The sequence below is a fragment of the Alcanivorax sp. DP30 genome (genome assembly GCF_009882945.1).
In the GTDB taxonomy this organism is placed as follows: Bacteria; Pseudomonadota; Gammaproteobacteria; order Pseudomonadales; family Alcanivoracaceae; genus Alcanivorax.
In genome coordinates this window covers 12,191-37,779 of record NZ_WTUY01000005.1, presented here as the reverse complement: position 1 = coordinate 37,779, position 25,589 = coordinate 12,191, and the positions used below count along the sequence as shown (strand labels likewise).

Sequence of the window (25,589 nt, the reverse complement as noted above, 5' to 3'; positions counted from 1 at the left end):
TGTGGAGCCTGCTTGTACATGTCACGCCAGCAGAGCTCTCCAGATCCAGTTGACCGTGCGCTTTAGCGCTGCCCAGGAGGCGTTACACCACTCGATAACCCATGCCTGGTCAGCAACAGAACACGGCATCTCGTCATAGACGACGACTGGGCGTCACGCAATAATGTGTGACATTACCGGAGCGCCAGAGCACAACGTCATTACAGTCATGGACACAGACAGCTAGGCCTGAGACCAATATTGGTTGTTTAACCAAATAAACAGAAAATCAGAACAACTCACCATCTATAACCAGAACAGCCCCTTTAGGAGCCTGAAATGTCTGCAAAAAAAACAAAACGGTTACCTCTCCTTTTCTTCACGTGCACTACAGCATTGCTCTCACCCGGCTTGGCCATTGGCGGTGCTGGCGACGGAGCGAGCACTTATGGGCTAGGCCCGATGAATGCCGGCACTGCCTTGGCATTCAGTCCTTTTGCATCCAACAGCTGGTCGGTGTACTACAACCCGGCCGCCATGGCCCGCTCTCCGGAGGGCGAACTGGGAGTCATTGTGCAGTATGGCGACCAGGAATTACGTGCCAAATCACTGGGAGGAACAGACCCTTTGGAGCGAGAGAATGATATCCTCTCTGACACCAGTTCCGAACTATTATTAATCGGCTTCAAAAGCCGCGTCGCCGGCATTTCCAGCATCGGCAAGCCCATTTACTTTGGCCTGAACGTGGGTGTAGACCAATACACATCCAACCTATTGCCCTATCAGGCCAATACCAGCCAGAAAGGGCAGTTTCTACGCTATGAATCTCAGCCACTTTATCTCGCCTTTGGTGGCGCTATCAGCAACGTCCTGAGGGGCGTTGACGTCGGCGCATCAGCACGTCTTACCCTCCAGGCCAAAGCCAACCTGGAAGCAGTTTCAGACCTTGGCGGCAACACAGACTCTGAAAAACTTTCCCTGGAAGCCTCTCCATCCCTATCACCGGCACTAGGTATCAATATCCGCTCTGGAGAAATGTTTTGCGGTACAAGCGAGTGCATGCCTTTTGGAATGGATAAGATGGAGCTGGCTCTTTTCTGGCGGGGGGAAAGTAGCTATGAGGTATCCGTGGATGCCAATGTGGTTGTGCCGGGAGTTATCCCTGAACCAGGCCTGAGCCTAGCGCTTAGTACAATTGATACCTATCAACCTGAAGTTCTCGGCGCAGCCATTTTGCTTCCCGTTGGCAAATTCGAATTGACGGCAGGCATTGAGCAGCACAATTGGTCTGCGCTTGAAAGCGAGTTTGCCGGCGATACTATTCGCGATCAGGCTAATCTAGCGTTTGACGACATCACCATTCCCCGAATTGGCGTTAGCTATCAGTGGTCGGAGTCCATGAAACTCTTTGCCGGCGCAGCCCTGGAGGACTCACCTTTAAAATCCAGCCGATCCCAGGATGTTAACTATCTTGACACCGATAAAAAGGTTTTCGGTCTGGGTGCCAGCTACCGTCTGGCCAGCGCACCAATAATTGAAATGCCATTAGAACTCGCCTTCGCTTACCAGTATCAAATGCTGGATGAAGCTGATTTCGAATTGACCTCCATCAACTCTTCCACCGATCCAGCCCCTTATGAAACGGTAAGGGCTGATGGTGAGATAAACGTATTTTCTGCCTCTCTGTCGCTAAAGTTTTAACAACAGACATGCGATTAATACCAGGAGAAGAGCAATGAATAATAATTCCAGCACAATCCATCAGTTTTTTACTATTCTGGCGATCGCCATAGCAGCCCTTCTGACCGGATGCGGTGGCGACAAGGGCGATGTAAACAATCCCTGGAGCACACCAGAGACACTAATTTTTTCATACCCTTATCCCGGCCAGACAGAAGTGCCAGTTACCGCGCCAGTGATCCTGCGATTTTCCTCTGCACTTGAGCAAGAGGTTATTGATGACATTGACTCACGCCTACAGCTGGCCAGTGATACTGATGGGAATACCGTCATGGTTGACTATCAAGTGGTAGACAATGGCAGAGGCCTGGCCCTGTATCCTCAATCGCAGCTGGCTCCGGCTGAAGGGTACCATCTGGTTGTCAACGATGGTGGCTTAGGAGCCATTGATGACGACTCCGTGAACCGCGTTGGCTTTCGGACTGCAGGCAGTCAAGACGGCGCATCGCAAAGCATGGGAAGCGGCTCTTTCACTCTGCTTTCAGCCACTCCTTTAGACCAACCGTCATTGCTAGAGTCAATTGATGATGCCAGGCGTCCCAACGACATGAGCACCCTCAGGATGTCGTTTAACCAGACGGTTGACCCAGTCAGCACAGCATATGGCGAAACCGGATCGGTTCAACTTCGTGACAACCTGGGCAAGCTGGTTCCCGCCTCCCTCTTCTTGCGGGGCCGTTACCTGACACTAGATCCTGAGCAAGATCTACAACCTGTTGAACACACACTGACGATTGCTGGGCTGCGCGCCCAGACTACCGGTGAACAGTTACCGGTGTACAATCGGACTTTTGTACCGAAAACGACACTTCCCCGTGCTACATCCATTCTCAAAGTTGGCAGCCTTGGAGCTGAGCAACCTGAACTAGCGTCAATTTTAACCGGCAACCCGATCAATCAGGTACCAGTACAATCCTTTGTATTGGGAGATGAATCATTTACCGTATTGAGCGGGAATCTAGCAGCAGATCTGGCTTTTGCTCCCAACTTTCCTGATGCCGTTCCTCTGCGAGTCCCCGCTGGTTCCGTACTGCGAGGCACCGACGTCGACGTCAATATACTGGGCGAAGTACCGTCCGGGCTAGAAACCGGTGAAGTCACCATCACGATACTCAGCGACGCTAATGGGTATCTGATCCCGAATCCTTTCAGTGATTCCCCATCGGTCCCCCGCTATGCCCTTCTTAATATGGATGCAGCAATGACAGCTGAGGGTACAGAACCCAATGCGGCTCTCAGCCAGAATCTGCTAAATGTGCAGGTGGCGGGTTTAGCCATTGTAAAAGATGGTGTGCTGGTACTGGATGCGGTCAGTGTGGTTGAACTTGAAGTGCTGGGCTTAGAGAGGGCATCTGGCCTGCTCTCATTTCGCATGGAGGCCTATCAAAACCAGCGCCAAGCGCCTACCCCAAGCCCAGATACACGGCCCTTGCAGCTCCAGTCTTGGGCACCGGGGGAAACGTTCCAACCCAATGCAAGACCTGGTGACCCCGTTATCCTGAACTTCAACAAACCATTGGACCCAGCTTCGGTTTTCCTTGACGGTGCTGTACAGGTTTCTGTTGATGGTGTAGTAATGAAGTACCCAATGCGACACGATGGCGCCACGATTGTCATCGGGGGAGATATCCTTCAACACGGAAAAGACGTCCAGCTCGCCCTCACCAGCCTGCTCCGAGATACGCAGGGGAACCCGCTCAACCAGGACCAGACACTCAATATCCGTCTGCCGGACTTCGTTCTTCCCAATGGCAGCACCAATGAGTTACGTGCACCACTTGTCGCGGCTGTTTTTCCCGGTTACCCCTGTGCGTTAACCGATGTCGATCTTACCGGCGAAAGAGAGACTTGGCGCAATGGCCGATGTGTAGGAGGTAAAAATAGCGACCCGCTCTATCCTGTACCGAATATGTTCAAGGATTTTAGTATTCGAGTCATCTTTAGCCGCAGTATCGACGCCGACACGGTTAATGATCAGACTTTTGTTGTTGAACACTTTGATACCAACAATAACGAATGGGAGCCCATCAATGGTCGTCTCAAGGTGCTTGCCCAGAGAGTAGAGTTTTTTCCGGACAACCCGTGGCAGATTGGCGAGCTTTATCGCTACACCCTGCACTCCGAGCAAAACTCGCCTGTTTGTGGCACCAATGCCATATGTTCAACCGATGGTGCACCGATACAAACACGTCAAATCTCTCAGTCCAGTTCCACAGCCCCAGAACTTAGAGAAGGAGGCCCAGACCTAACCAATCACTTCGTTGTAACAGGGGAAGAGGACCAGATCACCCGTGTATCGTTACGCTCTCTGCCGGTTGCAGATGTTAACGCTAATCTTAGTATCGATGACAACGAGCAAGGTGCGGTTCCCGACGGTAACGGCGGAGCAACTGCCGATGCCAACTTCCTAAAGCTTAGGCTAAAAAGCAGATCGGGAGTAGTAACCAGTGCCAACATTGGCTGTGGTATAGGCGAGGATTGCCCGGAAAAGAAATATGCCTTTGTCGGGTCAGGCGCGTTACAAGCGGGTGTAAGCAATTATGATTCGAATGTTAGTGTCAACCGCCGTTTAATCGACAGCAACCCCATGACGTCAAATGTAGTTACCGGCTCCGTCATCGCCAAAGTCTTCCCTACCGTTCTCTCAACGACCAGTGTCTTTCTGGAAGCTCGCGCACTGGGATTAATCACAATACCGCTGGACACCGGTCCTCTGATACTTCGATTGGCATACGAAAACAATCAACCCATTACGGGCCATATCACCGAAACCCCGGATGGCCCCTGGTTCAGTGCTACGCTTGATCTCATGGTGGATGCACCAGAGTTAGAACCACGGCTAATTATAGAACTCGGGCATGACATCCGCAGCAAAGTAATTACCGGAGTCGTCCTCGAAGGGCCCCTGCGCTTTGTCGATGATGGTCGTCTGATTCTCAAAGTCCGTAACCCCGACCCTCTCATCATACCGGCCAACATTGATCTCTTGGGAATCGGCTTGGCGGGTGTTGAGCTGGAAGTCCCCCCCCTCGGCGTAGATCTGACCTTTACCTTTTTGCCGGTAAAAGATTTTTAATATATTCCCCTTGTGCTAACGCACTTTCATGCCCCCTTTATGGGGGCTTTTTTCTGTCCTCACCGTATGCCACACCGCTGAATGATCATCAATATCGTCAAATAGGACTTTTCTTTGTGTAGAAGAAACGCTAATATTTGGTTGTTTGGCCAAATAAATAAATGCCTATAATGATGCATCCTCACGACAGCCTCGCAAGCCTTGCCTACAGCGATTCAAAGCACTCACCGGAATCTGGCAGGGATATACAGTTCCCGGGAAACGGCGGGTTGGTTCTTAGTGCAACCCAGTTCGGGGACCCGAAGTCACCGCAGGTGCTTTTGCTGCATGGCGGCGGACAGACCCGTCATGCCTGGGCGCACACGGCAACAGCTCTGGCCAGATCAGGGTACTGCGCTACCTGCATTGATGCCCGCGGTCATGGTCAAAGCCAGTGGTGCCCTGAAGGGGATTACAGCGGCACCGCGCTGGTATCAGACCTCCGCGCCATCATCCAATCACTTCCCACATCACCTTATATCGTGGGAGCGTCAATGGGCGGACTGACGGCCATGCTTACCCTTGGGGAGGAGCCCCCCTTGCCCTGTCGAGGTCTGGTACTGGTGGATGTGGCCCCACGGCTTGAGACCAAAGGCGTTCGCCGGGTGATTGAGTTCATGCGCCGCCACCCTGACGGTTTCGACTCTCTGGATCAGGTTCAGGATGCCGTGGCTGCCTATAACCCAACACGAAAAGCACCATCAAGCTCACAGGGCTTGCGAAAAAACCTCCGCCAGGACGCTAATGGCCGTCTCCATTGGCACTGGGATCCTGCGTTTCTTGATCATGCGGTAATCCCTGAAGCAAATGAAGGCATGTTCGGCCGAGCGCGACTCAATCTTGCAGCAAGCAAACTCAAATTACCGATATTACTCATCCGCGGCCATCACAGTGATGTACTCAGCGAAGCAGGAGCCCAGGAATTATTAGCCCTCGTGCCACATGCCAAGTACCGAGTAATCCATCAAGCAGGTCATATGGTAGCGGGTGACCGCAACAGTATTTTTACCGGAGCAGTGCTGGACTTTCTTCAGCACCTTGACCCGCAAGGAAATCACATACGCTCCACCGATCGGAGACTTACACCATGAAACATAAACACCTCGACGTGCTGATCATTGGCGCGGGCCTTTCCGGCGTCGGTGCGGCTTGTCACCTAAGCCGCAAGTGCCCAGATCTACGCTATGGCATCCTTGAGCGACGCAAGCGCGTTGGTGGCACCTGGGATTTATTTCGCTATCCCGGCATCCGTTCGGACTCCGATATGTTCACACTCGGCTATAACTTTCGGCCTTGGACAGACACCAAGATGCTTGCCGATGGCCCCTCTATTCGCAATTACATCGAAGAAACCGCTGAGCATCATCAGGTCCACAAGAAAATTCATTTTGGCCTGAAAGTCACTGCCGAGGACTGGAGCAGCGAATTCAATCGCTGGACGGTTACCGCGTTGAACGAGGAAACCGGTGAAGAAGAAGTTTTCACCGCTGGGTTTGTCCTCAACTGTACCGGTTATTATAACTATGACGCCGGCTACACACCGAAAATTCCTGGAATCAATCGCTTTGGCGGCGACGTAATTCACCCGCAGCACTGGCCAGATAACTACGACTATACGGGTAAGCGAGTTGTCGTGATCGGCAGCGGCGCCACCGCCGTAACACTGGTGCCCGCGATGACCGACCGCGCTGCGCATGTCACCATGTTACAGCGCTCCCCTACTTATGTTGCCTCCGTCCCTGAGCAAGATCTCATCTCGAAAAACCTGCGCCGAGTACTGCCAGAAATGCTTGTTTACCGCATGGCGCGCACACGCAATATCCTGCTGCAGAGAACCGTATTTAACCTATCGATTCGTAAGCCCAAAGCGATCCGCAGATTACTGCTGGCCGCTGCTCGCAAACAACTGGGGCCGGATATCGACATGAAGCATTTTCAACCTCACTACAACCCATGGGAGGAACGAATGTGCGCAGTTCCCAAGGGGGATCTGTTCAAGGTGCTTCGTGAAGGCAAGGCTTCCGTGGTGACGGATCATATAAAAAATGTCACCAAAACCGGTATAAAACTGGAATCTGGGGATTGGATACCTGCCGATATTATCGTCACAGCTACCGGTCTGGATTTGCAAATGTTGGGCGGCGCAGAGCTACGTGTTGATGGTACGCACGTCAATCTCTCAAACACCATGATGTACAAAGGCTTAATGCTTGAAAAAGTGCCTAATATGGCACTGGTCTTTGGCTATACCAACGCGTCCTGGACCCTCAAGGCAGATATTGCCTCCGAATTTGTTTGTCGGCTTCTCAAGCATATGCGCAAGACAGGCGCAGAAAAGGTGACCCCTATCGACGAGGAAGGGTGTGGCTCTGATGTCAACTTTCTCAACCTTCGATCTGGCTACATTCAACGTGCTGATGACCGCCTGCCACGCCAAGGCAACAAAGATCCTTGGCAAAACCTCAACGATTATCTTCACGACCTGCCGGCGCTTCGTTATGGAAAAATGAATGATGGCCACCTTAAATTCGAAACGACAAACCTACATAAAACGAAACGCAATCTCGTCCAAAAACTTCTGAGCAACACACTCAATATAGAGGCGCAACGATGAAATCATTTTCAGGAAAAGTCGCGGCGATCACTGGCGCCGGGTCGGGCATCGGGCAAGCCACGGCGATTGCTCTAGCAAAAGAAGGCTGCCACTTAGCGATCTCTGATATCAGCGAAGAAAGCCTAGAGAAGACGGTCGAATTACTGGCAGGCTACGCCGTCAACATCAGCACTCATGTTGTTGATGTCAGCAACAAAAATGCGGTTTATCAATACGCGGAAGATACCGTATCAACACACGGAAAAGTAAATCTCATCATGAACAATGCCGGTGTGGGACTGGGTGAGACCGTCGAGAACATGAGCTATGAAAACTTTGAATGGCTGATGAATATCAATTTCTGGGGTGTCGTATACGGTACAAAGGCATTTCTTCCCCATCTCCAGAAAATAGGTGAAGGCCATATCGTCAATATCTCCAGCGTTTTCGGCATTATCGGTGTTCCAACCCAGTCAGCCTACAACGCCGCAAAATTTGCTGTTCGCGGATTTACAGAATCATTACGTGAAGAGCTGGATATCGCGGGCGGCCTTGTCAGCGCGACTTGCGTTCATCCAGGTGGAGTAAAGACTAACATCGCGCGTAATAGTCGCATGGGAGACATGGGCAGCATGAACATGGGCGACAAAGAAGAGATTGCCAGCATGTTCGAAAAAATTGCCATGACCACACCCGAAGCTGCCGCTAGAACCATCCTGAAAGGCGTGCGGAAAAACCGGCGAAGAGTTTTGGTAGGCGGTGACGCGGTCATGCTGGACACCACACAGAGACTGATACCCACAGGCTACCAACGCTTGCTTGAAATTATGTTTAAAAAACAGCAAAGCAGCAAAAATAAAAAAACGCATCAGGGCATGGCCTGACATTTTTCTCTTTAACTATCACATTATTGATTGGAGGCGATATGCGCTCGTCTAATACGGTAAAAAGCATTAAGAAACTCAGCGGCGCGCTGGTGGGCATTCCACCGCGTCATATCAATTTTCAATTTCCGGATTCCATTCCAAAGTATTTTTATGCTGGAAATGCCACAGCAACGACTTTCTTTGCCATGCTCTCCGGTTTTTTCCCACCTGGTGAACGCTATTTCATGGAGTCCGTTAGACACTTTCGTGGTCAGGTTAAGGACGAATCTCTACGGGCGGCCATATCGGGCTTCATGGGGCAGGAGGCCATTCACGGACGAGAGCACGACAGGCTGAACCAGATTCTCGCCGAGTACGGCTATGACATGCAGTCGCCAGATCGGTTTGTCAAAATTGGCTTGGCCATACTAGAGAAGTTGCCGCCGAGCACTCGGCTAGCCGCCACCACGTTTATGGAGCACTTTACTGCGCTTCTCGCCGAGCAGCTACTTGAAGACGAGAATTTTGTACGCCAGGCAGACCCTGAAATGCTCAAAATATGGCAGTGGCATGCGCTCGAAGAGCTGGAACACAAATCTGTTGCCTACGACGTATATGAGCTTATTGGTAACAGCCGTACAGAGCGCGTGGCTGCAGCCCTCGCCTCGATGGTCGTCTTGCTGCCGATGCTGGGCATCACCTGGAGCTGGATGCTTGTCAAAGACGGCCAGCTCGGCAACATCAGCGATAATGTTAAAGGTCTGAATATTTTGCTAGGTCGTAACGGGTTTGTATCGCAAATCCTTTCGCGCCTTCCTGAGTTCATTCAGCCGGATTTCCACCCTGATCAACATGACACCAAAGGGCTGGAAAAACTGTGGCGTGAGAAGTTGTTCGCTGAAGGTGGCCAACTGCATGATCTGTATAGCAATCCGGCGGCATAATAATGCTCAAGGGGGTTTAGGGAACCTCTGAATAGTTGACGACTCTGTCACCACCGTTTGCTAAAAGACACACAAAAAAATGCCGGAATTGCTTCCATGCAACTCCGGCATTACACCTTTTATCATAGCTTTTCTCTAGCCGATCTTTATTGCGCATCCTCTAGAATGAATTGTGCCGCTCGCTCGCCAATCATCATACATGGCGCGTTCGTATTACCACTGATCAACAGTGGCATGATTGAGGCATCCGCGACACGCAACCCCTTCACACCGTTTACCCGCAGACGGACATCTACCACCGCTTTTTCATCACTACCCATTCGGCAAGTGCCGACGGGATGGTAAATTGTTTCAGCGCGCTGGCGAATATCCGCATCAATCTGGTCATCACTCTCCACGCTGGAGGCCGGTTCGTCATCACCGCCAAAAGCAGAGCTGAAAGAATGACTGTGAAACACTTTTCTGGCTAGTTTCACGCCTTCACGGAGCACAAGAATATCGTCAGGATGAGAAAGATAGTTTGGGTCTATCAAAGGCGCAGCAAATGGATCGCTATTGGCCAATCGAATCTGGCCTCGACTCTTAGGCCTGAGTTGGCACACATGAATCGTACAACCAAACCCAGGCGTCAACTGACGTCCATGATCTCGAAGATAAGCCGGTAAAAAGTGTAGCTGAGCATCCGGACGATCCGGCTCGCTGAGCAGGCTGACAAAAGCCCCCGCTTCCGCCGCGTTACTGGCAAGAAAGCCGCGCCGATGACGAAAATACTGGTAGAAGGCACTAATCAGCCGAGGTATAAAAAACGGTGACATGCCGATTGATTGACGGCTTTTGTCCTTGATCATGACGGTCATATCAAGGTGATCTTGAAGGTTCTCCCCAACTTCCGGCGAGTCTTGCAAACAGGTGATGCCGATTTTCGATAGGTGCTCTCGCTCTCCAATACCCGACAACATCAGCAACTGAGGGCTATTGATCGCCCCACCGGACAGGATGACTTCTTTGTTCGTACGAATGACCGATTGAGCACCATCACTATCACAAATTTCGACGCCAATCGCCCTGCCGCAATCCAGTAACACCTTGGTTACCTGCACATCCGTCATGATGTGCAGGTTATCGCGGCCACGTGCAGGATCCAGGAAAGCACGCGCGGCACTCCATCGGCGCCCTTCTTTTTGTGTTACCTGAAACCGGCCAAAGCCTTTCTGTTCCGGCCCGTTAAAATCATCGTTTCGGGTATAACCCAGCTCTTCACCGGACTTAATAAACAGCGGGGTTAACGGGTTAACATCCCTGACTCGGGTAACATTCAGTGGCCCACCCACACCATGCCAATTGTCAGCGGAGTATTGTTCATTGTTTTCATGTGCATTGAATACCGGCTGCACATCTTTCCACGCCCACCCTGTTGCGCCTTGCGCTGCCCAGTCATCATAGTCTTGTTGTTGGCCTCGAATGTAGACCATGGCATTGATTGAGCTGCTGCCCCCCAGTGTTTTTCCTCGCGGCCAGTAGAGGCGCCTTTTATTCAGGTGACTCTGTGGCGCGGTGTCGTAGCCCCAGTTTCGCTTTCCTTGTTTAATTAGACCGATGAGTCCAAACGGAATATTAATAAAACCGCTATTATCGTGGGGGCCGGCCTCAATAAGACAAACGGAATACTTGCCGCACTCGCTTAACCGGTTGGCAAGAACACAGCCCGAAGAGCCCGCCCCCACGACGATAAAATCAAACGACTTCATTTTGCTTCTCCCCCGCCTGAATAAACCGTGACATGTGGTGCTCTCGGTCGCCATGACTCAATGATGCATGTGTCACCAGACGGAAGTAATGGCCAATGTTCAGCTCTTCTGTAACGCCAACGCCACCATGTATCTGGATACCTTGCTGGGCTATACCAACAGCCTGGCTCGCGTAGTAAGCCTTTGCCGCTGACGTAGCGCGAATGCGCTCAGAATTACATTCGCTTTCCCCTTTCACCGACACCATCAAGAGCATCGATTCTAGCTGCTGGAGATCAATAAACGCATCAACAAGGTAGTGCTGGATTACCTGAAAACTGCCAATCGTTGTACCAAACTGTTTACGCGTTCGAGCGTATTCCAGAGTGGCCTGATACAGCTCTCGGCAGGCGCCGTACATACGTGCGCAGTCCAATGCGCACAGATAATCGAACCAGGCAGAAACCGCTTGCTTTGCCGCATCACCACGACACAAAACCATTTCGTCTGTGATGAGCACATCATCAAGCGTCAAACTGGCAGCACGGCTTCCATCGAGCAGTCGATATCTTTCAACGTCACAGGCGTCGAAAGGTAGCGCGACAATGACCAACTCATCACCAGACATAGCGGAGACGAGCACGGCGTCTGCAACGCCACCATCAGACACAACGTGCTTCTGCCCGGAAAGTCGTTCTCCGTTTAGCCTCAAGGAAGGGTTCAGCACGTGATAACCGGCATGCCGGTCATAAAGGCCGCAAGCCACACGTGCCTCACCAGCAATAATGCGATCAAGCAACGCCAAGGATGTTGGCGTATTGGCGCACTCCAATAACTTGCCGGGGGAAACAATTAAATCGACAAAAGGGTCAAGACAAAGCGCGGCTCCTAACTCCTGAACAATGGCGCACACGTCAAGCAATGAGCCGCCATACCCTCCAACAGATTCAGCAAACGGAAGGCCAAACCAACCCAAATCATTCATGGCCTGCCAGCGATTCGCTTCAAGGTGATTACTCTCATTCAACTGTGCAATGTAGGTGTCAAATGAATAGTTATCTTTAAGATAACGGCGCGCGGTATCCGCAATCATGGTGGTATTTTCGGGTAACTTGAAATCCATTTTTCACCTCACAATCCGAGCAACATCTTCGCCAACACGTTTTTCTGGATCTCGTTAGATCCACCATAGATGGTGCACGCACGCAGGAAGTTATAGCGGCGACTGGCCTGATTAAAAATTTGCTCACCAATGGGCTCCTCGTTATCCCATGGCAAAGACATCAAACCTCCGATTTCCACCATCGCCTGGGAAACCCTTTGCTGTAGTTCCGTGCCTTTGATTTTCAGTCCTGACGATTCTGGGCCGAACGGCTTGCCTTCATCTGTGGCAGCAACGGTGCGAAAGTTGGTGTATTCCAGCGCCATAAGATCGACTTCCAATCCAGCCAACCGACGCACCGCCAACTGCTTATCTGTTTCCGTTGGTAGCGCATCGATAGCACTTTTAAGGCGATTGATTTCGTAGTGAATATCCGCCACACCGGCAATGGTGGTGCGTTCGTGGGTAAGAAGAAACTTGGCAATGGTCCACCCCATTCCTTCTTGACCCACCAAATTTTCCACAGGCACTTTCACGTCGGTAAAATAGACTTCGTTAAGGTGATGATGCCCATCAATTGAATAAATCGGTCGTACTTCAAGCCCGGGGGTTTTCATATCGATCAGCAGGAATGAAATGCCCTGCTGCTGTTTCACGGTGCTATCCGTTCGCACCAAGCAAAACATCATGTCCGCCCAATGGGCCTGTGTCGTCCAGATTTTTTGACCATTAACCAAATAATGGTCGCCATTACGCGTGGCTCGCGTTTTTAACGAGGCCAGATCTGAGCCCGCATTGGGCTCAGAATAACCCTGGCACCATAGCGTTTCGCCACGCTGAATGCCGGGCAACCACCGTTCCTTCTGTGCTTCAGAACCGAAGGTATATAGCACCGGCCCAACCATAGCCACACCAAAAGGGCTTGTTGGCGGTGCCCCTGCCGAGGCGCGCTCCTGATCGAAAATATACCGCTGGGTTGCGCTCCACCCCGGGCCACCAAATTGTTCTGGCCAAGTAGACGTGAGCCAACCTTGACTGCCCAGCAAACGCTCCCATCGTTGCTGCATATTCTTATCTAACATCGCTCCTCGGGCAGTACAGCGCCGAATATCATCAGGCACATTTTCCTTCATCCACTGCCGGATACTCTTACGAAATTCTTTTTCTTCATTACTGAAATCCAGATTCATGGAAGCCTCCAAGCCAATAAATTTCGCAATACAAGGTTATCGATTACTCAATTAACCTGTTTACCGTTGTTCTCCCAAAAGGGGGCTCGCAGTTCGTTTTTCAGCACCTTGCCTGCCCCACTCACCGGCAACGACTCGGCCTTAAACTCAACGCTACGAGGCACTTTGTAACCTGCAATTCGTTCACGGCAATGTTCGATAATCTCTGCCTCATTAGCGCGCTCTCCTTCACGCAGCACCACGATTGCATGCACAGCTTCACCCCAGCGCTCATCAGGAATACCGATTACCGCGCACTCCTGTACCGCAGGATGGCCATAAATGGCACCCTCAACTTCAACAGAAAAAATATTTTCTCCACCGCTAATTACCATGTCCTTGGCTCGATCAACGATGAAGACAAAGCCATCCTCGTCCATGTAGCCAAGGTCGCCGGTATGTAGCCAACCATTGCGCAAGGTATCAGCGGTTGTTGATTCCATTCCCCAGTAACCCAACATGACGTTTGGTCCCCGCGCACATATTTCGCCAACCGTACCCTGAGATACCACCTGATCATTTTCATCAAGCACCAACACCTCCACACCCAGTGCTGCGCGACCGGCGCTACGTAATTTTTCTCCGCCGGGAATGTGATGTTCGGGCCCGAGTGAGGTAATGATTGGCGAGGCTTCGGTCTGGCCATAGCCCTGAGCAAATGACACCGTCGGCATTTGTTCCATAGCACTAATCAATACCGCCTCTGGCATTGGTGAGGCGCCATACAGCATGCGTTTTATGCTGCTGACATCGTAATTGGCGATGCGACCAGATGAGGCTAGAAGATTGACCATGGTCGGCACCAGCAGGGTGTTCGTGACTTTCTCCTGCTCAATGAAAGCCAGCACTTCATCAACATCAAAGCGAGGAACAATGCCATGAGTTCCCGCAGCCAGTGTCACGGCGAACGTGCTGGCCATATCAGCCAAGTGGAACATGGGCCCGGCATGCATATATATGGTGTCACTGTCATAGCCCATCTCGGCAACCACGTTCAGGGCATTGAATACCAGGTTGTCATGACTCAGCATCACGCCTTTTGACCGCCCAGTGGTACCACCGGTATAAAACAGCCCCGCCAGATCGTCACCGCCAGCATTGGCGTCACGGATTCGATCGGCGTTGGCGACAAGGGACTCATAATCAATACACCCCTGTGGACACTCACCCTCGCCCATGAAGACAACATGCTTGATAGACTCAAGCTGTGGCTGCAGGGATGGCAGCAATGCTGCAAAGGTGTCATCAACGAAAAGGACTTTAGAACCTGAGTCATTCAAGGTATAGGCGATTTCAGGTGATGCGAGCCGAATATTGACGGGATTCACTGCCGCACCGGCCCACGGCACTGCATAGAAATACTCCAGGTAGCGATCGCTGTTTAACGCCAGTATGGCAACCCTGTCACCCGCCTTGACGCCCAGACTTAGCAACCCGTTAGCAAGGCATGCGATACGGTCTTCAAACTCTCGCCAAGTTTGCCGCCGGCCAGCAAAAACGGTAGCCGTACCTTTGCCGTTTAATTGAACCGCACGGCGCAAAGTCTGTGAAATATACATAACAGAACTCCTCTATTGAGGCAGAAAAGGAAGGGGGAGGGTTGTTTATAGATTGGATTAGCTGGAAGCGAGGACTCTCTTATAAATGAAGCGACCTCGGGAAACCTGGGCGCCATCAAGAAACACATCCACAACAACCACAATGAAGCGCTTTCCTTCACGAATAATGTTCGGCTTGGCCACCAACGTACCCGCAAAGGCCGGGCGCAAATAATCCAGAGTCATACTTGAACATACTGGCTTATTTTGTTCAGCCTGATTCGATGTTAAGTGCGCGCCAGCAACAAGCTCCGCGAAGCTTGCGATAATACCGCCATGAAAAGTCTTGATCAGAGGGTTGCCAATGTGCTGCTCGCGAAACGGCATTTTATAGGTTGCTTCGCCGTTATCGTCCGAGGCCGTCATACCAAGAAATTTTTCGTATGGTGATACATCGCCGACAACAGTAGAGAGAGCGGTTACCCTTTCTGTTTCGAAGCTGATGATTCCTTCATCATCGATTGTGTTTTTCTTGGAGGGGGCTCTCTTATTGCCAGCATTCACAGATTGATCAAAGGACGGGCCTGCCGTTCCTATCGCAAAACTGCCTGATACCGACGCCAGCAAATTGTCGCCATCACGCCCAAATGCCTCTCCACGGACATAGGCAATATTCTCTTCAACTGCAAAACAGGTGACATTACATGCCACCCCTTCGCCAGCCTCGGGTTTAGCGATGAAATCAACGCGCAAGTCAATTGTCGCAATTGGGCGCATGTCGCCGAGGCGCACAAAAATCGCCAAACCACATGCCGTATCAAGCAAGGTAGCGATGGCTCCCCGATGAAGCTTTCCCTGTTGATCACAAACCACTTCCACACAAGGCATGCTCATTACCGCGCCATCTTTGGTAATGTCATCCATTGTGATATTAAAAGCATTAAAAAGAGGGTGTGCCGATCCAAAAAAAGCTTTGGCGGCAAGCATTTTATTTGCTATTTTTTTCTCGGCTGTCATTTTTTTCGCAACTTAATATTCATAATTCTAAAGCAGCGTTTACGTATCTAAGCTCTGCTTCCCGAACATATTCGATGGCCTCACCTATCTTTTTCTCTGGAAATGTTTCGCTTTCCGAACCTTCACGAAGGCAATCCGCCAAATATGACCAAGCCGTAGCACTACGGCGCATTAAAACCACCAAGCCCATATTTTTTATTTCAGGTAGAATTCCACTTGATTCATCTAGAAACTCTGAGTACATAGCGCGAAAGCCACTACCACCAGTCCCGCGCTTTTCGATTACTTGATACGCAAATCGAAGCAACCAAGGCCATTTCTCAAAAGCTTTCCACCTGGGAAGGTCTTGCTTCCAGGTCGTTAGCGCTTCAATCCCTTTTTTTTGATTTCCCTGCTTGAGAGACTGAGCATTATTAAGGATTGCATTGCGGACTTTTTCGGCCGAGACCTGCACATCAATGTATTCCGGCGCAAACAACGATCCATGATGAATAAAAGGTGGGGACAATGAAAATCTCGCCTCACTTAATTTACTATGTGGCACCTCAATAAGCCCCGGGCGCTCGGTGTCGCTTACAAGTACACTCATTTTATCTCTTGCATGCTTCCAAGCCACAATCGCATGACCTGGAAAATGCGTACTACTTTTAAAATAAGGCAGATGGTATATATCAGTTAACAGTAGGGCTGGCCTGCCGGCCTCAAGATGGTTATCAAGAGCATCTGCTGCTGCACTTTTATCCTGCCAAGTCTCCCATCGAAACGGCACGCCCAGCGTTGAGAACACCCTTTCTTCGAAACCCATTGAACGGACATGGACAATAAACGGGGTGGCCGTGTCTGGTATTTCTACATAAGTAATACCAAGCCCGGCACCCAGCCCGAAGCAGAAAGCTTCCGTCAAATTAAGCCCATGAAACTCCAGCAGGTCTCTGATAGCTGAACTGCCACAGTGACGCCCAGGCCGATGTGTATGAGGAACATCGACGGTACTGGGGATATCCTGCTTGCCTCCATGCATCAGGCTGCCTCACTCACTGGAGCCGGACCGTAAATGGTTTCCGACGCCCGCATCGGATCTCCATGAGTCTCATACTCCGCCAACCACGCGGCAACCTTCTCTGGCATACCGGTATCCCAAGGGTGGAACCCAGGGCGGAACCAAGCGAGGAAATCAGGCAGCATGCCTGTGAGAATACCTTTTCGCCCATAAAGCTTGTTCAGGCCCCGCAGAATCACACCAGGCTGGCGCGTTACGCCATCAAGCTTGAGCATATTCCAAAATACTGGAGCCACGACAAGGTGAACCATCAGGGTCGCAACCACCAACGCAGACGCGCGCGTCAAGTAGCCTCCACCTGCTGCGCCCTGATAAAGATCATAGGCCACGGCCTTGTGCTCTACTTCTTCGACCCCGTGCCACAGAAATAGCGCTCTCATGACGGGGTCAGCCTCGCTAAACATCTCGCTCTTCTCGCTGACCATGGTTTCGCCCAAGGTTGCCGTAAAGTGCTCAAACGCCGCCGTCATGGCGAGCTGATACTTCTTCGGCAGGTACTTTTGTGTGGTGCGAATAAACGTCCTTAGATTCGCCGTTACCTTATCCACGTCTACACCCTGGCTTGCCATAACATCGTTAAAGCGATCATGGACAATCCCATGCTGACCTTCTTGCCGAATAAAGTGGCGAATATCCTCACTCAGCTGATCATCTGTCACCTGATCCTTGAAGTTACGCACTGATTGGATAAAGAAGCGCTCTCCCTCCGGGAAATGCACTGAGAGAGCATCAAAAAAGCGGGTCAGCACGGGGTCACCGCCATTCCAGTGCCGTGGCACTGATGAGACATCAAAGGCGACTTTGCGCGGCTGAATAGGGATAGATTTCATGGCTCCTCCAAATAGACAGGGCTCTTCAGGATGGTCAAGCCGCAAAAAAGGCGGCACTTTCGAAACATGTTATTTGGCCATACAACCAAATGTCAATGCCAGAGGAATAATTCAAACCACCAACAGCATATGAACGAACCCGGGCGATCATCCAACCCCTTACAACACAGCCATCCACACCAAGATCAAATAACTGGCTACTTTACCGTCTAGTTGGTACATTAAGCAGACCATGTAGTTCGTACTAGGAACCGCCATGAACACCGCCTCTACTCGTGACATGATCTTGGATGCTGCTCAGCGCATAGCCGTAGAGCACGGATCCGGGCGCATTACCCTTGACAAAGTTGCCCGTGAAAGCGGCTTCAGCAAAGGCGGACTTCTCTACCACTTTGCCACTAAAGAAGCTCTACTCCAGGCAATGCTCGAACGCCTAATCGCCCGCACCAGAACAGTTCGTGAGACGCATGAGCAAACGTTGTCGGGCCAGCCCTGGAGCGTCCTGCGCGCCATGCTTGCAGCACGGATGGATCCTGATGTGCTCGACCCCAGGGTCACCATGGCCATACTGACCTCCGCCGCTGAGCAGCCGGCCCTGCTCGACCCGCTGCGTCAATACATTCAGCAAACCCGCAAACGTATCCTCGAAGAAGAACGGGAATCTCCCACAGCATGGCTGCTGTGGGCAGCCGCCGACGGCCTGTTGTTCCAGGAATTACTTAATATCTCACCGGTACCCAGCGACCAGCGCAGTCAGGTTTACCAACAACTGCAACGACTGGCCAAGGACCTGCTCAAATGAGACAACATCCAGCATCCTTTTCCGGAATGCATGCACACGCCAAAAGCGTGTCACCAATACCGCTACGCAATGACTGCATTACTCTTGCTATCTTGCTCTACGCTACCCTGTTGCTGTCATCCTGTGGCGGCAATGACAAAGCAGCAATGGAGCCCCGTGCGGTCCGCCTCTACCAAGTCAGCAGTAATAATAACTTTCAAGCAGCTCGCCACTTCGTCGGTCGCGTCGACGCAGTCAACACAGTGGACCTGTCTTTTCAGGTGAGTGGCCGCATCATCGATATGCCGGTCCATCAGGGCAAGTTTGTTGCTAAGGGGACACTAATCGCTGCGCTTGATTCATCTGATTATCAACTCGCGGTGCGCGAAGCTGAACTGCAACTCGAACAGGCCTCCCGCGATCTTGAGAGAACCCGTACCTTGTTAGAGCGCGGCACACTGCCGCAAGCAAACTTCGATCAGGCCGAAACCGCACACAAACTGCGCAAAGTTGCTCTTGTTACAGCACAACGAAACCTTGCCTACACACGCATCCTCGCGCCGTTCGATGCACTGGTAACACGACGACTGGTCGATCCGTTCACCAACGTACCCGCTGGCGCACAAATCGTGCGAGTACAAAACGTGGAGGAATTCCGTGTGCACATCAACGTCCCGGAAAACTTGATGGCGACTCTTGAATCACCGGGACGACTGATGGCCGAGGCAATTTTCGGTAACGACTCGGAGCATCCGTTGCCGCTCAAATATCACGAACATGAAACCGAGCCGAATTCCGTAGCACAATCCTATCGCGTCACCTTCAGCTTGGCGCGCCAGCACGGAAAGACAATTCTACCGGGCATGACCGTCACGGTGCGTGTAAGTGAAGCCAGCAACCGCCCGGATGCCATGATTGACATTCCCCAGTCCGCACTTGACAGCGATGCCGAAGGCAATTTTCGTGTGTGGGTTTACCAACCGAAAAAATCTGTAGTGACTGCACAGCCGGTCAAGGTACATGGCGTCACCAAGCAGGGCCACGCTCTGGTCGCCGGTCTCTCAGGTAACGAACAGGTTGTTAGTGCTGGCGTGCAGCTATTGCACGATAACATGCCCGTCACCCCATTCAACGGATTCTGAGAGGGCGCCTCATGGATATCGCACGCGCCTCCATCAAGCGCCCTGTCAACAGTTGGCTGATTATACTTGCATGCCTGCTCGGCGGCTTGTGGGGAATGAACAATATTGGCCGCCTCGAAGACCCTGCCTTCACCATCAAGATGGCGCTGGTGGTCACGCCCTACCCTGGCGCCACCGCAGTAGAAGTAGAAAAGGAAATCACCGAGCCGCTGGAATCCGCCATCCAGCAATTACCACAGCTGAAACGACTGACCTCGCGATCTCGACCCGGTGAGTCTATTATCAAGGTCGAGATAAAGAACCAGTATGACGGCGACACAATGCCGCAAGTTTGGGATGAACTGCGACGCAAGGTCGGTGACGCACAAAGCTTCCTGCCAATTGGGGCTTTAAATTCCACTGTCCATGATGACTATGGCGATGTGTTCGGAATTTTCTTTGCGGTCGTCGCACCAGACCTAACTGATTCCGAGGTACGCGAGCTCTCGCGCTTCCTACGCCGCGAGTTATTGAATGTGCCAAATGTGTCGAAAGTCACCACCGCAGGCGAGCCGTCAGAAGTCATTTATGTGGATATCTCCCAAGAAAGCCTGGTCAGCCTCGGCATTCCGCTGGAAGTAGTGCTCAACGCTCTACAATCGGAAAACCGCATGCAATCCGGCGGTTCTTTTAAAATCGATGGACGCCGCATTCGCATTAGCGGCGAACCCGGTTTTGATTCAGTCGCAGCCATTGAGGCGTTACGCATCGGTCGACCCGGTTCCACGGAGCAATTCAGCCTGAGCGATGTGGCGTCCGTATACCGCGCTACCGACGATATCCCCAGGGAACTTATCAATTATGATGGCGAAAGGGCGTTCACCCTCGCTATCGCCGGCCTGCAAAATGCCAACATTGTCGAGGTAGGGCACGCGGTCAACGAGCACCTTGATAAAATTCGCCACCATATTCCGTTAGGTGTGCATATTAAGCCGATTTACCAGCAGCACCTTGTGGTTGACAAAGCGATTGATGACTTCCTTGCCAGTCTTGCATTGTCAGTGGCTATTGTAATCTGTGTCCTTTGTCTGGCCATGGGCTGGCGCGTCGGAGTTGCCGTCGGCAGCACCCTTTTACTTACCGTGCTTGGCACAGTGTTTTTTATGGCAATTTTTGCCATCGAAATGGAGCGCATTTCTCTCGGCGCCTTGATTATCGCCATGGGGATGCTAGTTGATAATGCCATCGTCATTGCCGAAGGTATGCTAATCGGTATCCAGCGCGGCAAAAGTGCCGAGAATGCCGCAAGCGAAGCCTGTCGTCGCACCCAAATCCCGCTGCTTGGCGCCACTGTTATCGGCATCATGGCATTTTCCGGGATCGGCCTGTCGCAAGACGTGACCGGCGAATTCCTGTTCTCGCTGTTCGCAGTTATTTCCATTTCACTGTTGTTAAGTTGGCTGCTGGCGATCACTGTTACGCCACTTATGGGCCACTATTTGTTTGATGGCCACCAGTATGAAGAAGGCGAAGATCCCTACGCGCATGCAAGCTACGGCAAGTACCGCATGATCCTTCTGCTTGCACTAAAAAACCGAGGCATCACCGTTACCGCACTAGTTATGATTACCGTAATTTCGATAGTCGGCTTCGGTTTTGTTCGACATGCTTTCTTCCCGCCATCGAACATGCCAATGTTCTACCTTAATGTGTGGCTACGTCAGGGTGCCGATATACAAGAAACCGCGCGGCAGATAAGCGAAATAGAAAGTCTGATTCTCGCTCACGATGAAGTAGAAGCAGTCACCACCTTTGTTGGCCAGGGCGCCAGCCGCTTCATGCTGACTTATGAACCGGAGCTACCAAATCCATCCTATGGTCAGCTGATTGTACGCGTAACTAATCGTCAGTTGATTAACGGCCTGATTGATGAATTAAGAGTAGTTCTAGCAAACCAATATCCGTCCCTCGAGGTGTACCCACAAACGATGATGTTCGGCCCTGGTGGCGGGGCCAAGATTGAGGCACGCTTTAAGGGCAACGATCCTGCTGTGCTTCGTCAACTTGGTGAGCAAGCACAACAAATTTTCCAAGAGAGTAATGTTGTGCAAGATATCAGAATCGATTGGCGTACGCGGGAGGTTGTCGTGGTACCGCATTTCGATGAAGAACGAGCACGTATCGCCGGCGTTGGCCGTGCAGAAGTGAAAACGTCATCACTATTTGCCACTACCGGTATCCAAGCCGGCACCTACCGCGAATATGACTCGCAAATACCAATTGTGGTACGTCCTCCCAGCGAGGAACGTGGCAGCGTCAGCAAACTCGGCAACCGTGTTATGTGGAGCAGCGCCGAACAGACCTACGTTCCTGTTAGCCAGGTGCTAAGCGGACTAGAAATTGCCACCGAAGAATCCCTTATTCATCGGCGCAACCGTATACGCGCGCTCAAAGTTCAGGCCGAACCGATTGGCGACCTGACTGCCGACCAAGCATTGCGACAATTACATAACGCGGTGGAAACGCTACCGCTGCCAAAAGGTTATGCTCTGGAATGGGGCGGCGAATATGAGAAAGCCAGCGAAGCGCAAGCGTCCTTGGCGAAACAGGTACCGCTGGGGATCCTTGTGATGCTGGTAATTTCAGTATTATTGTTCGGAAAGGTCCGTCAGCCGCTGATAATCTGGCTGATCGTACCAATGTCGATCTGTGGCGTGAGCGGCGGCCTGTTACTAACTGGTCAGCCATTCACTTTCATGGCAATGCTCGGCTTCCTCAGCCTTTCCGGAATGCTGATGAAAAATGCCATCGTGTTAATTGACGAAGTCGACGCACAGGTCAAGGACGGTAAGCTAATGAGAGATGCACTAGTCGATGGCAGCGTCAGCCGCCTGCGCCCCGTGATCCTCGCGGCCTTCACCACCATTCTCGGCATGATACCTCTGATGTGGGACGCCTTCTTTTCGAGCATGGCGATTACTATCATGGGGGGGCTTGCCTTCGCCACTCTGCTTACCATGGTGGCAATACCTGTGCTTTATTCACTTTTCTTCCGCGTGCGGTTCTAGGCGGGCTCTTGAAAACTCCGCACACTAACATAGCTTAGCATGAGCCCTCGCACTCTTCTTGGATTATATGATCCAGCCGATAGTGCATGCATCTATCCAAACAACATTTATCACAACTTCTCTTGCGACATAGAGCGCACTTCCATTTGGGCGAACATTACCCCCAACTGAATAGCGAATTTTGCTATTCATATTCTCGTCTTTCACGATCGCAATTCAACACATGTGATTTACAAAAGTCTACGGACTACAGGCAGCAAAAAGAGACATAAAACTCTGACAACCTATCAAAGCGCCTCTATCTCCTTGGCTTTCACATAAACAGCTCTAATCTAATTATTTTCAAACACATATCACCTCCATGAAGCCGGGAAGGAATGTCCTTCCTGACCCCATCTCATGGAGGTTTCATGATCATTCAATGTCCGTCCTGCCGCTCCATCCGAATCGTCGCCCTGCAAAATGGCCGCAAGGTTGGCGGGACTGTTGGCACGGCTGCCGGCGCTGCCAGTGGGTTTGCCATGGCGACCAGTGGTGCTCGGGTTGGCGCTACTGTCGGCTTGGCGTTTGGCCCTGCCGGGTCCGCCATCGGCGGTATCGCAGGTGCCGTGCTCGGCGGTCTAGCTGGTGGCGTTGCCGGAGGTGAAGCCGGTGCCGCGCTGGGAGCCAAGCTCGACGAGACCTATCTCGACAACCTGGAATGCCTGGACTGCGGACACAGCTTCCGCCTCGATTCTGAGTAACCCCCTCTTCCCTTTGCCCACCACTCCGAAGCCCGCCTTGTGCGGGCTTCTTTATGCCCCTTTGGAGGCCTGAATGGATATTCCCACTTTCGTAAAGAACGAGCAGGGCCTGTACCACGTACAGGGCTGCGTTAAACCCGAGGAGATCGTCAGTACGGCGGCCACCATCCTGCTGGATGAACTTTGCGACCGGGAAGCGCTGACTGCGCCCACCGATGTCGCGCAGTTCTTACAGCTGGCGCTGGCCCAGGAGAAGAACGAGGTCTTCTCCGCTATCTTCCTCAACAACAAACACAAGGTACTCAGTTTCGAAACCCTGTTCACCGGGACCATTGATGGCGCTGCGGTGTATCCCCGTGTGGTGGTACAGCAGGCCCTAGCCTGCAATGCCGCCGCCGTGATCTTTGCCCATAACCACCCTTCCGGTTGCAGTGAGCCCTCCACTGCCGACCGGCAAATCACCAAACGCCTCAAGGACGCCCTCGCACTGATCGATGTGCGGGTGTTGGACCACTTTGTGGTGTCCCGTTCCAGCTACGTGAGCCTCGCCGAGCGCGGCTGGCTCTAACCCTGCCCTTTGGGCATTCCCTCTTTAACAGGAGATTCACCATGGCACATCTTGTCGAAAACATGGCCTATGTAGGCCGTACCCCCTGGCACGGGCTGGGCAACCAGCTGGCCAGCCAACAGCCGCTGGAAGTCTGGATGCGCGAAGCGGGCATGGATTGGGAGATCCGTGAGACCCCGGTGCGCTTTATCAGCAGCGAAGCCGGCGCGCTCGGCCAGATCTCATCGTTCCCGGATCAGAAGGTGCTGTTCCGTTCTGACAATCAAGAGCCCCTGTCGGTAGTGAGCAACCGCTTTAAGGTGGTTCAGCCCCGTGAGGTGCTGGAGTTCTACCGGGATCTCACCGAGCAATCCGGCTTCGAGCTGGAGACCGCTGGCGTATTGAAAGGGGGCCGCAAGCTTTGGGCGCTTGCGCGTACCGGGCAGTCCGGCACGTTGGCTGGGAATGACCAAACCAACGGCTATGTGCTGCTGGCCACGGCTTGTGACGGCACCCTGGCTACCACGGCGCAGTTCACCAGTATCCGGGTCGTCTGCAATAACACCCTTGCGGAGGCACTGAATGGCAATACCCATGCGGTGAAGGTACGCCACAACACCACCTTTGATCCGCAGTCGGTGAAGAAGCAGCTAGGCATCTCTGTCTCTGCCTGGGATGACTTCATGTATCGCCTGAAGGCCCTCAGCGAGCGCCGCATTACCCGCAAGACCGCCAAGAAGGTCATGCAGACCATCTTCACCGACACCGGCTATCAGCCACCGGGCATGCCGGTGAAGGCCAACGAACAGGCCATGAAGAAAGCCATGGCTCTGTATGAGGGTGCCGGTCGCGGGTCGGATCTGACGTCCGCCAAGAACACAGCCTACGGCCTGCTCAATGCGGTCACCGAGTTCGTGGACCATGAGCGACGAGCCCGCAGCACCGACAACCGGCTGGACTCGGCCTGGTTCGGCAAGGGTGCCCAGATCAAGCAACGTGCTCTGGAGCAAACTTCCCTGCTGGTCGCCTGATACCGGTCGGATCTTTTCTTCCCCTCTCTATTCCCGCATTAAAAAAACCTGGAGAACACCATGGATCTGAAATGGCTCTACCGCCTGTTGGCGGTATGGGACTGCCGCCCTATGCCTGCTGAATTGGCAGCGGTGTGGGGCGCGTTCCTGCATGAAGGCTTGATGTGCCACCCCGGCGATCCGGGGCGCAGTCGCCGCATCCTGGAGACCTGGGACAGTGGCTGCATCGAGCTGATCATCGCCTCCTGTGAATACCTGGACCCACTGTGGCAAACCGTCTCCCACATCTGGTTCGAACCCCGTGGACGCCCCGGCATCTTCGAGTACGAAGTGGTCAGCGAGCTGGGCGAATGGCTGGGTGAGCAACTGCTTACTACCGGCCACCTCCCCAGCGACAAGCAAGCCGAACGCTATATCGAAGCGCTGGTGAATGACTTCTTCGAGATAGGTGATGAGCCACCCTCGTCGTCAGGCCGCGCCGCATGATGCCATTTAGGCATCACTCACTCTCCATCCCCTTCCCTTACTTCTAGCCCCGGCCATTGTGCCGGGGCTTTT

20 protein-coding genes are annotated in these 25,589 nt (G+C 52.3%); 13 read left to right on the top strand and 7 right to left on the bottom strand.

The features are described from left to right. The first annotated feature begins 318 nt into the window (after positions 1-318). The 6 genes from GQF00_RS11075 (at position 319) to GQF00_RS11050 (ending at position 9,237) form a co-directional block, all read left to right on the top strand. Positions 319-1,680 carry an OmpP1/FadL family transporter gene (locus tag GQF00_RS11075; protein ID WP_161319251.1) on the top strand — a complete coding sequence of 454 codons (1,362 nt, stop codon included), beginning with the start codon at positions 319-321 and terminating at the stop codon, positions 1,678-1,680. 34 nt (positions 1,681-1,714) lie between these two features. Further along, positions 1,715-4,795 (top strand): Ig-like domain-containing protein, encoded by a 3,081-nt coding sequence (locus tag GQF00_RS11070; RefSeq protein ID WP_161319250.1) that lies wholly within the window; start codon positions 1,715-1,717, stop codon positions 4,793-4,795. 161 nt (positions 4,796-4,956) lie between these two features. After that, a complete protein-coding gene (locus GQF00_RS11065) occupies positions 4,957-5,925 on the top strand; it encodes an alpha/beta hydrolase (protein WP_363969278.1) in 969 nt (322 codons plus the stop codon). Beyond that, on the top strand, positions 5,922-7,448 hold the full coding sequence (locus tag GQF00_RS11060; RefSeq protein WP_161319249.1) for an NAD(P)/FAD-dependent oxidoreductase: 1,527 nt from the start codon (positions 5,922-5,924) through the stop codon (positions 7,446-7,448). The genes GQF00_RS11065 and GQF00_RS11060 overlap by 4 nt, the downstream gene beginning before the upstream one ends. Further along, positions 7,445-8,311, top strand: a complete 867-nt coding sequence (locus GQF00_RS11055) for an SDR family oxidoreductase (protein ID WP_007150445.1) — start codon at positions 7,445-7,447, stop codon at positions 8,309-8,311. The genes GQF00_RS11060 and GQF00_RS11055 overlap by 4 nt, the downstream gene beginning before the upstream one ends. Positions 8,312-8,352: 41 nt before the next feature. Continuing rightward, positions 8,353-9,237 (top strand): metal-dependent hydrolase, encoded by an 885-nt coding sequence (locus tag GQF00_RS11050; RefSeq protein WP_161319248.1) that lies wholly within the window; start codon positions 8,353-8,355, stop codon positions 9,235-9,237. Between the two features lie 146 nt (positions 9,238-9,383). Here the strand turns inward: GQF00_RS11050 and GQF00_RS11045 are convergent, their stop codons facing one another. Genes GQF00_RS11045 through GQF00_RS11015 form a run of 7 tightly spaced genes read right to left on the bottom strand, consistent with a single transcriptional unit; the run spans position 9,384 to position 17,740 of the window. After that, entirely contained in the window at positions 9,384-10,985 is a 1,602-nt protein-coding gene (locus GQF00_RS11045) for a GMC family oxidoreductase (RefSeq protein ID WP_007150726.1), read from the bottom strand. After that, complete coding sequence (locus GQF00_RS11040; RefSeq protein WP_161319247.1) at positions 10,972-12,087, bottom strand: acyl-CoA dehydrogenase family protein; 1,116 nt, start codon at positions 12,085-12,087, stop codon at positions 10,972-10,974. Before GQF00_RS11040 ends, GQF00_RS11045 begins: the two co-directional genes overlap by 14 nt. Positions 12,088-12,095: 8 nt before the next feature. After that, entirely contained in the window at positions 12,096-13,256 is a 1,161-nt protein-coding gene (locus GQF00_RS11035) for an acyl-CoA dehydrogenase family protein (RefSeq protein WP_035233484.1), read from the bottom strand. A gap of 47 nt (positions 13,257-13,303) precedes the next feature. Beyond that, positions 13,304-14,854, bottom strand: a complete 1,551-nt coding sequence (locus GQF00_RS11030) for a long-chain-fatty-acid--CoA ligase (RefSeq protein ID WP_161319246.1) — start codon at positions 14,852-14,854, stop codon at positions 13,304-13,306. A 57-nt stretch (positions 14,855-14,911) separates the two neighbouring features. Next, a complete protein-coding gene (locus GQF00_RS11025; protein WP_161319245.1) occupies positions 14,912-15,850 on the bottom strand; it encodes a PaaI family thioesterase in 939 nt (312 codons plus the stop codon). Between the two features lie 19 nt (positions 15,851-15,869). Then, a complete protein-coding gene (locus tag GQF00_RS11020; protein WP_161319244.1) occupies positions 15,870-16,871 on the bottom strand; it encodes a BtrH N-terminal domain-containing protein in 1,002 nt (333 codons plus the stop codon). Then, the gene (locus GQF00_RS11015; RefSeq protein ID WP_153501857.1) at positions 16,871-17,740 is read right to left on the bottom strand and encodes a metal-dependent hydrolase; all 870 of its coding nucleotides are present in this window, start codon (positions 17,738-17,740) and stop codon (positions 16,871-16,873) included. Before GQF00_RS11015 ends, GQF00_RS11020 begins: the two co-directional genes overlap by 1 nt. 256 nt (positions 17,741-17,996) lie before the next feature. On the opposite strand from GQF00_RS11015, the gene GQF00_RS11010 reads away from it, so the two are divergent. From GQF00_RS11010 to GQF00_RS10980, 7 genes are all read left to right on the top strand, one after another. Continuing rightward, positions 17,997-18,542 (top strand): TetR/AcrR family transcriptional regulator, encoded by a 546-nt coding sequence (locus GQF00_RS11010; RefSeq protein WP_035233486.1) that lies wholly within the window; start codon positions 17,997-17,999, stop codon positions 18,540-18,542. Further along, the gene (locus GQF00_RS11005; RefSeq protein ID WP_161319243.1) at positions 18,539-19,663 is read left to right on the top strand and encodes an efflux RND transporter periplasmic adaptor subunit; all 1,125 of its coding nucleotides are present in this window, start codon (positions 18,539-18,541) and stop codon (positions 19,661-19,663) included. Before GQF00_RS11010 ends, GQF00_RS11005 begins: the two co-directional genes overlap by 4 nt. Positions 19,664-19,674: 11 nt before the next feature. Further along, entirely contained in the window at positions 19,675-22,710 is a 3,036-nt protein-coding gene (locus GQF00_RS11000; protein WP_161319242.1) for an efflux RND transporter permease subunit, read from the top strand. Positions 22,711-23,120: 410 nt separating this feature from the next. Next, positions 23,121-23,453, top strand: a complete 333-nt coding sequence (locus GQF00_RS10995) for a hypothetical protein (RefSeq protein WP_035233488.1) — start codon at positions 23,121-23,123, stop codon at positions 23,451-23,453. Between the two features lie 73 nt (positions 23,454-23,526). Next, a complete protein-coding gene (gene radC, locus GQF00_RS10990) occupies positions 23,527-24,021 on the top strand; it encodes a DNA repair protein RadC (RefSeq protein ID WP_161319241.1) in 495 nt (164 codons plus the stop codon). A 41-nt stretch (positions 24,022-24,062) separates the two neighbouring features. After that, positions 24,063-25,031, top strand: coding sequence for a DUF932 domain-containing protein (locus tag GQF00_RS10985; protein WP_161319240.1), 969 nt, complete (start codon positions 24,063-24,065; stop codon positions 25,029-25,031). 60 nt (positions 25,032-25,091) lie between these two features. Continuing rightward, complete coding sequence (locus GQF00_RS10980; RefSeq protein WP_063519345.1) at positions 25,092-25,517, top strand: hypothetical protein; 426 nt, start codon at positions 25,092-25,094, stop codon at positions 25,515-25,517. Positions 25,518-25,589: the final 72 nt, after the last annotated feature.